This window comes from Sphingobium xanthum (assembly GCF_019737615.1).
Classification (GTDB): domain Bacteria; phylum Pseudomonadota; class Alphaproteobacteria; order Sphingomonadales; family Sphingomonadaceae; genus Sphingobium; species Sphingobium xanthum.
Genome location: NZ_JAHKKS010000012.1, coordinates 21304 through 36158, shown reverse-complemented (window position 1 = coordinate 36158; position 14855 = coordinate 21304). Strand labels below are relative to the sequence as shown.

Sequence of the window (14855 nt, the reverse complement as noted above, 5' to 3'; positions counted from 1 at the left end):
TGGTCAAGTGACGAGATGGGCGGGCGCGGGTTTGCTGTGGTGCCTCAGATAGGCCAGCGGCGCCACGCCGTTCCAGCGCACGAACGCGCGGCTGAAGGTGCTATGTTCGGAATAGCCCAGGCGCAGCGCGAGTTGCGTGATCGGTGTTGCGCGGCCTCGTTGGATCTCGTGAATGGCCTGACGCATGCGGCATTGGTCGAGCAGTTCCTGAAAGGATAGTTCGCATGCCGCCAGTTGCCGTCGCAACGTGCGGCAGGACAGGCCGAGCTCATGCGCGAGGATCTCCTGATTAATCGGCCTCGCGCCCAGATCCCGGTAGATCAGCCGCCGGACCTTGTCGCAAACCGGCTCCGAGCGGCGCTTGGCGACCAGCAGCGAGTTAAGGTCCGGCAGTGGCAGCGATGCGACTTCGCCGTCCGACACAATCGGCAGATCGAGCAATCGTCGCGGGAACTTGATCGCGTTGAACTCGCCATCGGCGATGCAGGTCACCCCGGTCTCGCGCTCTAGGTCGTGCGCCGCCTGATGATCGTCCGTCTCCAGGATGATCTCGATTTCCTTGGCCGAGACGTTGGAAAGCTTCCGCAACAGGGCCGATTTGAGCGCTAGCGTGAAAATGGCGTCCTGATGGCGCGGCCAGATATCGGGATCGAGAATGCGATAGACGAGGAAGCAATGATCGTCTGTTTCCTCCAGGCTGAGTTGAGAGGAATCCTGCAACAACTCGAAAAAGGCGCACATGCGCTTCATCGCCGTCCGCAGGGTCTTTGCCGCCAGGATGGCGGCGCCGATGTCGCCCAGATGCGGGAGGGACAAGGCATCGCCAATTCGCCACCCCAGCGAGCGGCAACTGCGCTCCTGCGCGATCCGCTCCGTCGTCGCGACATAGTCGCCCAGCGATACGGTCGCGATACGCCCGCATGATCGCACCGAGGCCATGACGTCTGACTCTCCCAGCCATACGTCCAAGGCCGATTTCGAGACTTGCGACTCGAACATGACCGCTCCCCTCTTCCCCCTGATATTTGTGACAGTTCAAATTCATTCGGCCGAAACGTATTGATATTTTCGGTCATGTAATTGACTTTTCCCACCACCCGCTCAGCGGAAAACCGGTCAATACGACATTCGTCGGACGAACCCATCCATTGCCGCGCCAAGCATGAGGGATTGTGAGCGAAGTTGCGGTTGTCCGCTTCTGCCAAGCGTTCGGGCGTCGACTGTGATGGCATGTCTTCGTCGATAAAGGGATGGGAAAAGACCAATGAAAATCTCACCGAACAAAGCCTATCTGACCCTGAGCCTTTTCGCTCTGGCGAGTGCAGCACCGGTGTGGGGCCAGGCGCCGTCTGCCGCGCCTGATATGCTGATCATCAATGGAAAAGTGATGACGCCCGATGGCTGGGCCGAAGCGGTCGCGATCGACGACGGGGTAATCACAAGGGTCGGTACGACCGCGGATATTTCCAGCCTGGCCAGCCCGACGACGAAGATTTTCGACGCCAATGGCGGCGCCGTACTGCCCGGGCTGCATGACCTGCATGTTCACGCGATTGGCGGCGGTCTCGAGCAATTCAGCTGCCGGTTCCGTCCGGCCGCGCCGCCGGCCGAAATCAGCAAGGCCGTCGCGGCGTGCGCTCAAAGAGCGAAGCCCGGCGAGTGGATCCAGGGCGGCAACTGGATCGCCAACGTCTTCGCCAAAGGGCAGCAGACGGCCGCGTTTCTGGACAAGGTCGCGCCGAACAATCCGGTGATACTCTCCGACGAATCCCACCATAGCGCCTTCGTGAACTCCGCAGCTCTCAAGGCCGCGGGGATCACGCGCGCGACGAAGGATCCGGTCAACGGCAAGATCGAGCGCGATGGAAAAGGCGAGCCGACCGGCGTGTTGCGCGAGGCCGCGATGGGGTTGGTCGCTGCGGTGGTGCCGCCAGCCAGCGCGGAGCGCATGACGCAAGGGCTCGAAGTCGCCAGCAATCTCATGCTGTCTTATGGTATCACCTCTTTCTCCGATGCCGGCCTGGTTCCGGAAAGCTTGAAGGTCATGTCGGATCTGTCTCGTTCGGGCGGCATGAAACAACGTGTGCGCGGATGCATGCGATGGAACCCGACTGACCGGGGCGGTGAGGGCGAGAGCCTTGCCATGATTGCAGGTCGGCAACGCTTCGAAACTGCCAGGTTCAAGGCGGATTGCGTCAAGGTCGGGCTCGACGGCGTACCGACCGAAAGCCATACCGCTGCCATGCTCGAACCCTATCATGGATCGAGCGAGAAAGGCATGAGCAGCATCGCAGCCTCAGTACTGCATCCGGCGATCATCAACTTCGACCGGCAGGGTCTCCATGTGAAGTTTCATGCCGCGGGCGATGCCGCTGTCCGCAATGCAATCAACGCCATTGCAGCGGCGCGCAAGGCGAACGGCCCGGGCGGTCCCCTGCACGATGTAGCGCACGCCAGCTTCGTCGATCCCTCCGACATCAAGCGCGTCGCGGACCTGTCGTCGAGTTGGGAGTTTTCGCCCTATATCTGGTATCCCTCGACCATCACGCGCGACATCGTCGCGGCCGTTGGCGACCAACGGATGGTGCGATGGATTCCGATCGCAGATGCTGTGAAGGCCGGCAATCTGGTCGGCGCCGGTTCTGATTGGTCGGTCGTCCCATCGATCAATCCCTGGCTTGCAATCGAAACGATGGTGACGCGGCAGCAGCCTGGCGGGAGCGCAGCGACGCTCGGCGCGGGTCAGCGTATCGCGCTCGCCGATGCCTTGCGTATCTTCACACTGAATGGCGCAAAGGTCATGCGCCATGCGGATCTTGTCGGCACCATTGAACCTGGCAAGCTGGCCGATATTGTCGTGACCGACAGTGACGTGTTCAGCGTTCCAGAAACAGCGATCCACAAGATCCATGCACGGTGGACCTTTATCGCCGGTGAGAAAGTCTTCGACAGTGAAGCGCCGCCGCCTTCCCTCGCCGGCGTGACGCGCTAATCTGGTCGCCTTCCCTCAAGGAGAACTCTTCCTCTGCCCGTCGGATTTCATGTCTCAAGTCCGACGGACATTTTTTGATCGTGTCGACAAAGGTGGAAGTGGAGATCCTGGACGCGATCCTCAGCCCCGGGTGGCCGAGCGACGTGCTTCAATCTGACGCCAGGCAGTGCTCGTCGTGGCAGCCAAAGCGCGCCCATCCGGCCCAACGCCGGTCAGATCGTATCGCGCGCAAGCCGTGCGGTGCTAACCTTCGAGCTGAACCAACTGCTGAGGCACATGGTGCCATAGGCCAGCGCGTCGCGAATGTTGGACCAGGATGGCGCTTTCCGGCGGGTTGGAAACGGGCACTGGCCCCAGTGGGCGCGCCATAGGGCACGCCCCGAAAGATGTGGATACTGTCGGCGATCGTTCCTCGCAGTCAGCCATTTGCGTCTCGGCAATGGCCTTCGGGTCCGCATTGGGGAAGAGGCGCGCCAAGGCTGCCCTTGTGAGTTCCTTCGCCAGGCCGGCGATCACCCCCCCGACTTGAGGATGAACCGACGACCCGCGACGCATGATCGCTCATTTGCTGGAAGCCGCTCCCGATGCGGTGTAGATTTCCTCACCGCCGACAAAGGTTCGCAGGACCTTGATCTTGTGGATGTCTGTCGCGGGAATTGCGAAGACATCGCGGTCGATCACGATGATGTCCGCCCACTTACCGGTCTCGATCGAGCCGGTTGCCGCATCCATGTTCGCCTGCCGCGCCGATGCGCGCGTGAACATGTCGATCGCCTGCTTCAGGCTGATCCGCTCCTGCGCACCAAGAATTTCGCCACCACCGCCCGGAACTTGCCGCGTCACCAGTGTTTCGATGGCGATCCAGGGGTTGACGGATGGCACGACCGACCAGTCCGACCCGGGGACGGACAAAGCACCCGCGTCCAGCGCATCCTTGACCGGAATCCAGCGTTTCATGCGCTCTTCGCCAACGGCCTTGCGAATATCGGCGATGATGGGCGAAGGATACCAGATATAGGGCGAGAATTCGAAAGCGGCTTCGATCGACCGGGCGCGGGTGATGTCGCTCATCTGCACGAAGCTGTTGTGTCCGACATCATGATAATAGCCCGAAAAGCCATTGGCTTTCCGGGCGGAAGCGATAGCGTTCAGGGCAGCTCGCACCGCCGCATCGCCGGCGGCGTGGAACTTGACAGTCATGCCCATGGCATCGAACCGGGTCACCATCGTGTCGAGCTGGTCCTGAGGGATCATCAGGATGCCCTTTTCACGCCCGCCGCCATGTGCGCCATGATCGAGCGGCTCATAGTCATCGACCATCGCCGCAGTATGACCATCCGTCGGCACGCCATCGAGGAAGATCTTGATGCAGGTCGGGCTGAATCGATCGCGCGCATACAATATCCGCTGCGTGATCAGATCTTCATCCCGGTACATGATGCAGCCGATCACGCGCTGCTTGAGCTCTCCGCGATCTGCCAGATCGGCATAGGCAATCGCGCCGGGCGTGCTCAGGCCGGCATCCTTGAACGCGGTAATGCCGTAACTTGCCATCAGATCGACCGACCATTTGAGCGCCTGGAGATAGCGCTCCTGGCTCGGCGCGGGCACATGCTGCCGCACCAATCCGGCTGCACTTTCACGCAAGACCCCCGTCGGCTCGCCCGCGCGGTCACGCTCGATGATGCCGCCTTTTGGATCCGGCGTTGCCCGCGTGATGCCGGCCGCTTTCAAGGCTGCGGAATTGGCCCAGCTGCTGTGTCCGCTTATGTCCTCGAAAACGACCGGATTGTTCGGAGCGATCTTGTCGAGCATCGACTTGTGGGGCGGATTGGCGCCGAAGGAGGCTACCTCATAAGCGCGTCCCGTCACCCATTCGCCAGGCTTGGCCTTCGCGACACAGGCAGCGGTGACATCGAAGATTTGTTGCGGCGATGCACCATGCGGAATGGCGCATCGAAACTGGTCGATACCCGCCCCGATCGGATGGACATGCATGTCGTGAAGCCCTGGAAGAACAGTGGCGCCCTTCAGATCGACAATGCGCGTCTTCGTCGCTTTATGAGGCGTAACGGATGCAGCATCCCCCACGGCGACAATCGCACCGCGCGAGATAGCCAGCGCTTCAGCCCATCCTTTGGGCGTGTAGATATGCCCGTTGGTCAGGATGGTGTCAGCTGGCGCCGGGGCCGGCTTTTCCTGCATGCCATTGAGCTGAGCGGCCGCCGGCAGAGCAACGCCAAGCAACAGTGAAGCTATGATTTTTGACATGATTTTCATGGCGTTGCCTTTTCTCGCAGAATGATGTGCGCGCTCTTCGCGACGGAGATTATTGACGTTAACGACTGCGGGAAACTGGCCGCCCCTCGCCGCGCAGGGTCAGCATGTTTGTGACGAGGACAGTCATGTCGTCCTGCTTCCAGTCTGCGCCCGGAAAGGAGACTGGCGCAGCGTGGTGCGATCTTCTTGGCAGATTAGGTCAATTGGCGGAGGCCTACCGTCATCGTCGAGCGTCGCGAACCGCGCTATTCCGGGAGGCTGTTGCCAGCCAGCAGCCAATGCCGAGCCTCGCCATCGTCATTGAAGGTGCGGACCCTGGCGAGCGGCAGAGCCCGCTTGGCCTGAATGCTGTTGAGCGCGGAAGAAACGACGACAGCGAAGGGTCCAGCATTTTCCCTGCTCAGAGCTTCGAAAAGCGCCTCAAAGGCAGTCCTGACCTCGGCTGACTGAACGGCAAAATCGCGCGCATTCGCCAAGACCCGGTAGCTTGTCCGATCTCCGCGAATTTGGACATGGAAGGCGCGAAGCTCCGCCTCAAAGCGTCGAAACTCCTCGATCGACCAATAGCCCGTGAGATCATATTCCAGGAGTGCGAGCTCGGGATCGTAGGAGAGCTTATGCATCAGGCGCCCTTCTTCCGCAGATCGACCCGCACAGTGAACAGGGAGATTTGGCACGGACTCAAAGCCTTGTCTGTCCTCAGGTCTAGAGACAGACAAGCTGCCGGGAAGGCCTAAACGTCGCAAAGCCGCATGCCGACCGCGCGGCTGCAGTTTTAGGAGTTTTTATGGCCAAGCCCTTCGCCTCGTCAGCCGATACGGCACCAAAAACAGAGACTCTCGAGATATTGGATCGGGGTGTCTATGCCTTGACGGCGGAAGGCGATCCCAATGTCGGCGCGATCGAAGGCGAGGATTTTCTCGTCTGCTTCGAGGCACGGGCCACGCCGGCCGCCGCACGCGACTGGCTCGTCAAACTGCGCGAACATACCGACAAGCCCATCCGTTACCTCGTCCTGACTCACTATCATGCCGTGCGCGTCCTGGGCGCCAGCGCTTTCGAGGCCGACGAGATCGTGACGAGCGAGACGACCCGCAAGCTGATCGAAGAGCGCGGCAAGGAGGATTGGGACAGCGAATATGGCCGAATGCCGCGGCTCTTCAAAGAGCCGGAGGGTATTCCCGGCCTCACCTGGCCGACCATCACGTTTGAAAATGATTTCCAGATCGAGCTCGGCGGAGATCGCGGTCGCATCGACCTGCGCTTCTGCGGTCGTGGTCACACGGCCGGCGACATCGTGGCCTGGCATGAGAAGTCGGGCACCTTGTTCGCGGGCGATCTGGTGGAGGCCGAAGCGGCCCTCTACACCGGAGACGCTTTCCATTTCGATTGGTCCACCGGCACGCTAGACAATCTGAAGACGTTCCGCGCCGTCAATCTGATCGGCGGGCGCGGGCCGGTCGCCAAGGGTCTTGCGGCCACTGACGCAGCGATCGAGCAGACGCGCGAATTCCTGAACGTCATGATCGATCGGGTGGGCAAGGTCCACAAAAGGGGCGGGACGCTGAAGGAGGCATTTCTCGAAACCCATATGGCGCTCGAACCGCAGTTCGGTTGCTGGCCGATCTTCGAACATTGCCTGCCGTTCGACGTTCAGCGCCTGTGGGATGAGTTTGACGGGATCGACTGGCCGCGTATCTGGACCATGGAACGCGACCGCGAGGTTTGGGCGCAGTTGCAGGACTGACCGCGATGGGCAGACCGTCAGACATTCCCGTCTGGAGACATATTGGTGAAGCGCCCTGTCCGCCATCCGGGCAGGAGCGCGTCACGATCGCCATTGTCGGCGCCGGTCCCGTGGGATTGGCGATGGCCCTCGAATTTGGACGACGAGGCCATCAGGTTCTGCTCCTGAACCGGCCCGACTTCATTTCCGCCGGATCCAAGGCAATCTGTTTCTCCAAGCGAAGCCTCGATATTTTCGACCGGCTCGGTGTTGGTGACGCCATTGTGGAAAAAGGCGTCAGCTGGAATGTCGGAAAGGTTTTCTGGGGCGACCGGCCTGATCCGGTCTACCAGTTCGACATGCTGCCGGTGAAGGAACAGAAGCGGCCGGGCTTCCTCAACATCCCGCAATATCATGTCGAAGACATTCTTTTCGATGCCGCGTCGACCTTGAGCTCGATCGATATGAGGTTCGGTCATGAGGTGACGAACGTCCTGCCCGATGATGACGGCGTCGACCTGGAGGTCAGGACAAGCCTGAACAGCTATAAGGTTCGGGCGGACTGGGTCATCGCGTGCGACGGAAGTCGATCGCCGATCCGGTCCATGCTCGGCCTCGAATTTGAGGGCCGGATCTTCGAGGATAATTTTCTGATTGCCGACATCAGGATGAAGGGGGACCATCCTTCGGAGCGCTGGTTCTGGTTCGACCCACCCTTCAATCCGGGGCAGTCAGCGCTCATGCACAAGCAGCCGGACGATATCTGGCGGCTGGATTTCCAGCTGGGATGGAACATCGATCGGAAAGCGGCGGTCGCACCTGAGAATGTCGAACCGCTGGTGCGCGCCATGCTTGGCCCCGACGTCGAGTTTTCGCGAGAATGGTATAGCATCTATACATTCCAGTGTCGCCGCATAGAGCGATTTCTCCATGGTCATGTGATCTTCGCGGGTGACAGCGCGCACCTCGTTTCGCCCTTCGGCGCCAGAGGCTGCAATGGCGGCTTTGCGGACATCGATAATCTCGGCTGGAAACTGGATCTCATTCTGCGCGGCGAAGCGCCGGCGAGCTTTCTTGAGACATATGATGAGGAAGCCATCGTGACCGCGGATGAGAATATTCGCAACTCGACACGATCAACGGATTTCATCACGCCGAAATCCGAAACCAGCCGGGCTTTTCGGGATGCGGTGCTCGAATTGGCGCAGGATTTTCCCTTCGCCCGCCCGTTCGTGAATTCTGGACGCTTGTCGACGGCGATAAGCTATCCCGATAGCGGAATTAATACGCCAGACATGGACCGGTGGGTCGGCGGGGTCGCCCCTGGTAGTCCCGTGATTGATGTTCCCATCGGCAACCGCTGGCTGCTGGACAGGCTGGGCAACCGGTTCGTTGTCCTGGCTGATGGATGGCAGGGTCCGGCTCCGGACGGCGTCGAGATTATTGATGTCGGGATCGCCGCCGAAACCTTGCAGTTGATCCGGCGTCGCTTCGATTTCTCCCCAGGTGCGGCCTGTCTGATCCGTCCGGATCAATATGTGGCAGCACGCTGGCGGACCCCGACGCCCGCTTTGGTTTCGGATGCTTTGCGCCGCGCACGAGGCTTGGCATGAACAAGCTGCCGGTGACTCCGAATCTAAGTCCGTCGTCCGTCGATGATGTCTATCACTGGCTGGTGAACGCGCATGAAGGCCTAAGCGACGCGGAAAGCATGCGGTTCAATGCCCGGCTGATCCTGCTGCTCGTCAATGCCATTGGCGACCCCCAGCTCATCCGCGAGGCTATCCACTATGCGGCGCGCACCCGCAAATCGGAGACTTGATCCCCATGTATATGACCGGCTTCTCCAATTATTTTTCCACGGAAGCTGTCCCTGGTGCGCTTCCTATCGGCCGCAATTCGCCGCAGCATGTACCGTTCGGCCTCTACGCGGAACAGCTTTCCGCAACGGCCTTCACAGCGCCGCGAGCGGAAAACCGCCGCAGCTGGCTCTATCGACTGCGCCCGACAGCCGGTCATGGTCGGTTTGCGATGCTGCCGGGGTTCGATCGGCTCTCGGCAGCACCATCCGCTCTTGAACCAGCGTCGCCTAACCGCCTTCGTTGGGATCCGCTCCCCATGCCGGAAGATAAAACCGACTTCCTCGACGGGATGATCTCATACGCTGCCAACGGGCATGTCGCGGACGGCGTCGGCATGGCGGTTCATCTCTACGCCTGCAACTGCTCCATGCAGCGCATCTTCATGTCGGCGGACGGCGAATTGCTGATCGTCCCGCAGCAGGGCACGCTCAGGATCGTGACCGAGTTCGGCATTGTCGAAGCTCCGCCTTTGCACATCGCGGTCATTCCGCGCGGCGTCCGCTTTCGGATCGAGGTGGCAGGTCCATCGCGGGGCTATGTCTGTGAAAATTACGGCAGCCTTTTCAGGGTGCCGGATCTGGGACCGATCGGCTCCAACGGCCTGGCAAATATGCGAGACTTTGAAACGCCGACTGCATGGTTTGAGGATCAGGATGAGCCCGTCGAGCTTATCCAGAAATTCCAAGGTCGGTTCTGGTCCACCACGCTCGATCACTCGCCTTTCGACGTGGTCGCATGGCACGGGAATCTGGCGCCGTATCGCTATGATCTGACGCGCTTCAACACAATCAACACGGTAAGCTACGACCATCCTGATCCCTCGATCTTCACCGTGCTGACGTCGCCCACCGATACGCCGGGTACGGCCAATGTGGATTTCGTGATCTTTCCGCCCCGTTGGATGGTTGCCGAGGACACGTTTCGTCCCCCCTGGTTCCATCGCAATGTCATGAGCGAGTTCATGGGACTCATCCACGGGCAATATGACGCCAAGGAAGGGGGCTTTGCGCCGGGCGGCGCATCGCTGCACAACCAGATGAGCAGCCACGGCCCCGATCGCGCAAGCTATGAACGGGCCGTCGCTGCCCCCCTCGCGCCGCACAAGATCGAAAATACGTTGGCATTCATGTTCGAGAGCCGCGCCGTCATCCGACCTACGGCCTGGGCAATGGAAACACCGACATTGCAGTCAAACTATGATGACTGCTGGTCCAGATTTCAAAAGGCGGTGCTACCGGCATGACCTGCAATATCGATGAAACACATGATCCCGCCCTGGTCGCCTGGGTCGCTTCGGCCAACGGTCATTCGGACTTCCCCGTGCAAAATCTCCCTTATGCGATCTTTCGTCGTGGCGACGACCGCGCTCGTATCGGCGTGGCCATCGGCGAGCAGATTCTGGACCTCGCGGCCGTCGCCGATCTCGGCCTTGTCGATGCAGATTTGATCGCCGTCCTCCAGTCCGCCACATTGAACGACCTTCTTGCGCTCACGCCCGCCGCACGACGCCGCTTGCGCCACCGGCTTTCCTTCCTTCTGAGCGACAGGGGCTACGAGGCGGCGCTTCTGCCCCATCTTGTCGCGGGCGCGGACTGCACGCTGGGACTTCCGGCAACCATCGGTGACTATACGGATTTCTATGTGGGCATTCACCACGCCCTCAATGTCGGCAGCCTGTTTCGGCCCGATGCGCCGCTCCTGCCGAACTATCGCCATATCCCGATCGGCTATCATGGCCGGGCCTCATCGATCAGACCGTCCGGACAGCCAGTGCGCCGGCCAAATGGCCAGCTCAAACTGGCCGGGCAGGAGGAGCCCACATTCGGTCCTTCTCGGCGGCTTGATTTCGAACTGGAGTTGGGCATCTGGATCGCCGGCGAAAATGAGCTGGGCCGACCGATCCCGATCGGCGAAGCCCCGAAGCACATCGGCGGCTTCTGTCTTTTGAACGACTGGTCCGCACGCGACATCCAGGCGTGGGAATATCAGCCACTCGGGCCTTTCCTCTCCAAGAATTTCCATTCAACGATCTCGCCCTGGATAATTACGCCCGAGGCGCTGGCTCCGTTTCGACAGGCGCAGCCAGCGCGTTCCGAAGGTGAGCCGCGACCGCTTGCCTATCTTTGGGATGAAAGCGATCAACATCAGGGCGGTCTAGCTCTGGATATGGAGGTCCTGATTTGCACTGAGCGCATGCGCGCGAACAGCATCTCTCCGAAGCGGCTATGCCGGACGAAGACCTCACATATGTACTGGACCGCCGCCCAAATTGTGACGCATCACGCTTCCAACGGATGCAATCTCAATCCCGGAGATTTGCTCGGAACAGGCACCATTTCCGGGCCGACGCGCGATGCTTTTGGCAGTTTGCTGGAAATCAGCAGCGGAGGGGCGGAGCCAGTAACCTTGCCGACGGGGGAAACCCGGACATTTGTGGAGGATGGCGACGAGATCATCTTGCGCGCGAGGGCTGAGCGAGAGGGATTTGCAAGTATCGGCTTTGGCGAGTGCCGCGCAGTCGTGCAGCCTGCTGTGACATGACCATTACCCTGCATGGGTACTGGCGATCGACGGCCTCGTACAGGGTTCGCATCGCTCTGGGCCTCAAAGGCCTGACCTATGGTCAGGTGACACATGATCTTCGGACCGGCGCCCAACGCGCCAGCGCTTTTCTCAATTTCTCGCCTCAGGGCTTGGTTCCTGCGCTGGCGATCGACGGCGACCATGTGACGCAGAGCTTGGCGATCATGGAATGGCTTGAGGAGCGTTGGCCCGAACCAGCATTGCTGCCAGCCAAGAGCTATGACCGTGCCATTGTCCGGTCCATGGCACAGCTTGTTGCGTGTGATATTCATCCCCTGAACAATCTTCGCGTGCTCAGCGCGTTGCGAGCAAACGTGCATGCCAGCGAAGCGACGATACAGGCCTGGATTGCGCACTGGATCGAGACTGGCTTCGCGGCGCTGGAACAACTGGTTGATCGGCATGGCCGCGCCTTCACCTTCGGCGATCATCCCAGCCTCGCCGATTGCTGCCTGATCCCCCAAATCTATTCTGCCAGGCGTTTCAGCGTCGATCTCTCGATGTTTCCCAAGCTGGTCGATATAGCCGCGCGGGCCAATCAGATCGATGCGTTCCGCCTTGCGGCACCGGACCAGCAACCTGACGCCGATTCAGCCCCGATCTAGGGCGGATCGACGTTCAGATGATGGCGAGCGCTGAATGTCGATCCGACCTAGAGTATCTCGGCGACGAGAGCAGCAGCGCTGCTGACGCCCAGACGGTCGTAAGCCCGTCGACGGTAGGTAAGGACGGTTCCGGGGCGAATACCCAATGTGGTGGCAATCTCTCCAGAAGATTTGCCGATCATGGTCAAGGCGCACACGCGACGCTCGCGCGGCGTCAAGAGGGGGAAGCGGCGTTGCAAGCGTCGGTCCACCCGATCATCGACGCGCTCGGAGCTTTTTACGGCGGACGGAGCGACGGCACGCCGCCGGAGGAAAGGCGCGACCAGCAAGCCGAAGTCGACAACCTGCTGAATGGTGCTGGAGCGGCTACAGGGCTCTCCGAAATAGATGTTCATGATCGTCCAGGAATCGTTGCAACCGCCTTGCGCGATCGAGACTTTCTGACTGAAGGAAGGTTCCTCGAAGCATGTGCGGCGATAGACGTCGTTACCCACACTTTCGGCCGCCAGAATGTGAATCAGCGTGTCACGTCGCTGACGAGCGGGAGGAAGCGACTGCAGAGTGGGATCGAGTCGATAGAAACCATGCGTGTAGCGTTCGACGCGCCGAGCGGTGCCGGCCCGCAGTCCACACCAGCCCACGGGCCGTGGGTCGCGCGCCCGGTCCTCCAGGCAAAAACCGTTCACTTCAGCGACGGGCGCGATCTCGTGAAACATATCAAGCAGAGTTGCATCAAAAAGCTCATCGTCGAGATGCTCGACGAGCATTTCCACATGTCGCGCCTCTGTCGCAGCGCGCGGAGCAATCGACATCCAGGCCATTGGCCGACTCTCCAGGCAGTTTTGGGGTCGTCAGCGGAAGAGCATTGCCAATCTTGGACGACCTGGCAAGCCGGCGCGCGCCCAAGATCCTCAAAGCGCGGGCGAGAACCCCAATCTGGCCGGATCTGCAAAGTTTCGCGTGGTCCGTGGTGACATCTGACCCGCTCCCCGCTTTCAGGCCGCTAGATAACTTCGCTTCGTCGTCCATACGCCCTTGGCGTGGGCAGTTGTTAACTCGGCGGGTGCCAACCTGCAACACGACTGCTGTGTGGACGCAAGGTGCTGTAGTCCCCGCCCACCATCAAATATACCATCGGCCAAAAAGTCTGGAGCGGCTCGGCGGCATCAGCAACAAGGCGATGGATATGCGAATTTCACGGAGCGGGTGAACGCCGCCCATCCTGCCGATGCGAGTCCCTTAAATGCCTTGGAGGCCCTCCCAAAAGAGAGGTTGGAACAGCAAAATAGTACTGACATTTCATCACGAAAATATACTGGCGCCAAACAGGTTTTTGGCTTGCAACTGCGGTTCACAAGGGCTTCAATCCGCGCCGAGAGGATCGGATGAGTACCGCGGAGAGAATTTACTCGGCATCCACGAACGAAGATGGTGCTGCAGCCCGGCTGGCTGAAAAGCTGGCGAGGCGGATTGAAGACGACATTGCGTCGAACAGCGTGCCGACCGGTGGCGCAATGGGGTCGCTGCGCGAGCTGTCGGATCGCTACGGCGTTGGCAGGGCCGCTGCACGCGAAGCGGTCGGACTGCTGGAACGCAGAGGACTGGGCCGCCTGCGCCCGGGGCCGTGTGGGGGCTTTATCGTGGCTCAGCCCGAGGCTCAGGCAATCGGCACGGAATTGGCCAACTATTTTCGCATGACGGGGATAACGCTCGCACAGCTGAAGGACGCCCGCGACGCGGTGGACCCGATGGCAGCCCGCCTTGCCGTGTCGGCCGAACCCGATGCGTCGCGGATCGCGGAACTGCTGTCCTGCAATGGTGACGATGGGCTCGGCGGGCATTTGCAGATATGCGCTGCCATCGCCGAACTCACCGGCGAACCTGCCACCCAACTTTTTGTCGAATGTCTCAACGATCTCACCACTGAATTCCTAGACTCCGAATGCACGCCGCCGGAAGGGGGAAGCCGCGCTGCAAGCGACAGCGAATTGATGCGCGAGGCGCTGGAAAAGGGCGATGTCGATGCGGCCATGACCGCAGCCGCAGCACTCGGTGAAAGGCTGGATAATCGGCTTCAGCGAGAGAGCTCCCCACTCGAGCCGCCCGGGATCGAGACCACGCGAATGGCCGACGATCGCACGCTCTCGACCCTCGTTGCGCGCAAGATTTCCGCACAAATCCTTAGCAGCGCGAGCGCCGGCCAGCGACTGGGGTCGGAATGGGACCTGTGTGAACGGTTCAGCGTAGGCCGGGCGACCCTGCGCCAGGCGATCCGGCAGTTGCAGGATAATGGTCTGGTGGAATGCCGCCGGGGCCGTGGAAATGGCCTCATCGTGCGGGACGTGCGCGGGCCAGGCAGCATCCGACTAGTCGTCGCGTTCCTCATCAGTCGCCAGATGGACCCGATGGTGGCAGGCACGATTCTGTTCGAACTCAATCGCTTCATACCCGCGCTGGCGATAAGCCGCGCAAATGGGGAGCAGCGAGAGCGGCTCATGACGTTGCTCGATCATATTCAGCATGGTGACCTGATCGACCGCTACGATCTGCTGCGGCTTGTTCAATATGTTTCGCAACTCGCGAACAGTCCGATCATCGATCTGTTTTCACGCTGTGTCGCGGCCTATGAAGCGCGCTTTCATCCCTTGTTCGTCGAGCGCCTGGCTGCGGGCATGCAAGCTGAGTATTTTGATCTGCTTCGGCGGCTGCTGGCCGAAATGGATCCGGCAGACAAAGCTAGATTAGACTGGGCCAAACAGGAATCTTCGCGAGTCATGTTGGCGATGAGCAAGAATCGACCGATCTGA

Annotated in this window: 12 protein-coding genes; 8 read left to right on the top strand and 4 right to left on the bottom strand. The window is 60.5% G+C overall.

Annotated elements, in window-relative coordinates; all coding sequences use genetic code 11:
• Positions 1 to 3: 3 nt before the first annotated feature.
• Positions 4 to 999, bottom strand: a complete 996-nt coding sequence (gene qhpR, locus KM135_RS17000; protein WP_221715236.1) for an AraC-like transcriptional regulator QhpR — start codon at positions 997 to 999, stop codon at positions 4 to 6.
• Between the two features lie 265 nt (positions 1000 to 1264).
• Here qhpR and KM135_RS16995 point away from each other — a divergent pair, with 265 nt between their 5' ends.
• The gene (locus tag KM135_RS16995) at positions 1265 to 2992 is read left to right on the top strand and encodes an amidohydrolase (RefSeq protein WP_221715235.1); all 1728 of its coding nucleotides are present in this window, start codon (positions 1265 to 1267) and stop codon (positions 2990 to 2992) included.
• A gap of 561 nt (positions 2993 to 3553) precedes the next feature.
• Here KM135_RS16995 and KM135_RS16990 read toward each other — a convergent pair.
• Positions 3554 to 5263, bottom strand: coding sequence for an amidohydrolase (locus KM135_RS16990; RefSeq protein ID WP_246606265.1), 1710 nt, complete (start codon positions 5261 to 5263; stop codon positions 3554 to 3556).
• A gap of 254 nt (positions 5264 to 5517) precedes the next feature.
• Positions 5518 to 5895, bottom strand: coding sequence for an STAS/SEC14 domain-containing protein (locus KM135_RS16985; protein ID WP_221715233.1), 378 nt, complete (start codon positions 5893 to 5895; stop codon positions 5518 to 5520).
• A gap of 164 nt (positions 5896 to 6059) precedes the next feature.
• Here KM135_RS16985 and KM135_RS16980 point away from each other — a divergent pair, with 164 nt between their 5' ends.
• From KM135_RS16980 to maiA, 6 genes are read left to right on the top strand one after another with little or no spacing between them, the layout of a single operon-like run.
• Entirely contained in the window at positions 6060 to 7019 is a 960-nt protein-coding gene (locus KM135_RS16980) for an MBL fold metallo-hydrolase (protein ID WP_221715232.1), read from the top strand.
• A gap of 5 nt (positions 7020 to 7024) precedes the next feature.
• Positions 7025 to 8611 carry an FAD-dependent oxidoreductase gene (locus KM135_RS16975; protein ID WP_221715231.1) on the top strand — a complete coding sequence of 529 codons (1587 nt, stop codon included), beginning with the start codon at positions 7025 to 7027 and terminating at the stop codon, positions 8609 to 8611.
• On the top strand, positions 8608 to 8820 hold the full coding sequence (locus tag KM135_RS16970; RefSeq protein WP_221715230.1) for a DUF2783 domain-containing protein: 213 nt from the start codon (positions 8608 to 8610) through the stop codon (positions 8818 to 8820). Before KM135_RS16975 ends, KM135_RS16970 begins: the two co-directional genes overlap by 4 nt.
• Positions 8821 to 8831: 11 nt before the next feature.
• Positions 8832 to 10103 carry a homogentisate 1,2-dioxygenase gene (gene hmgA, locus KM135_RS16965; protein ID WP_221715320.1) on the top strand — a complete coding sequence of 424 codons (1272 nt, stop codon included), beginning with the start codon at positions 8832 to 8834 and terminating at the stop codon, positions 10101 to 10103.
• Positions 10100 to 11401 carry a fumarylacetoacetase gene (gene fahA, locus KM135_RS16960; protein ID WP_221715229.1) on the top strand — a complete coding sequence of 434 codons (1302 nt, stop codon included), beginning with the start codon at positions 10100 to 10102 and terminating at the stop codon, positions 11399 to 11401. Before hmgA ends, fahA begins: the two co-directional genes overlap by 4 nt.
• Positions 11368 to 12048 carry a maleylacetoacetate isomerase gene (maiA, locus tag KM135_RS16955; RefSeq protein ID WP_425517087.1) on the top strand — a complete coding sequence of 227 codons (681 nt, stop codon included), beginning with the start codon at positions 11368 to 11370 and terminating at the stop codon, positions 12046 to 12048. The genes fahA and maiA overlap by 34 nt, the downstream gene beginning before the upstream one ends.
• A 47-nt stretch (positions 12049 to 12095) precedes the next feature.
• On the opposite strand, the gene KM135_RS16950 is transcribed toward maiA, so the two are convergent.
• A complete protein-coding gene (locus tag KM135_RS16950) occupies positions 12096 to 12869 on the bottom strand; it encodes a helix-turn-helix domain-containing protein (protein WP_221715228.1) in 774 nt (257 codons plus the stop codon).
• A 564-nt stretch (positions 12870 to 13433) separates the two neighbouring features.
• On the opposite strand from KM135_RS16950, the gene KM135_RS16945 reads away from it, so the two are divergent.
• Entirely contained in the window at positions 13434 to 14855 is a 1422-nt protein-coding gene (locus tag KM135_RS16945) for a GntR family transcriptional regulator (protein WP_221715227.1), read from the top strand.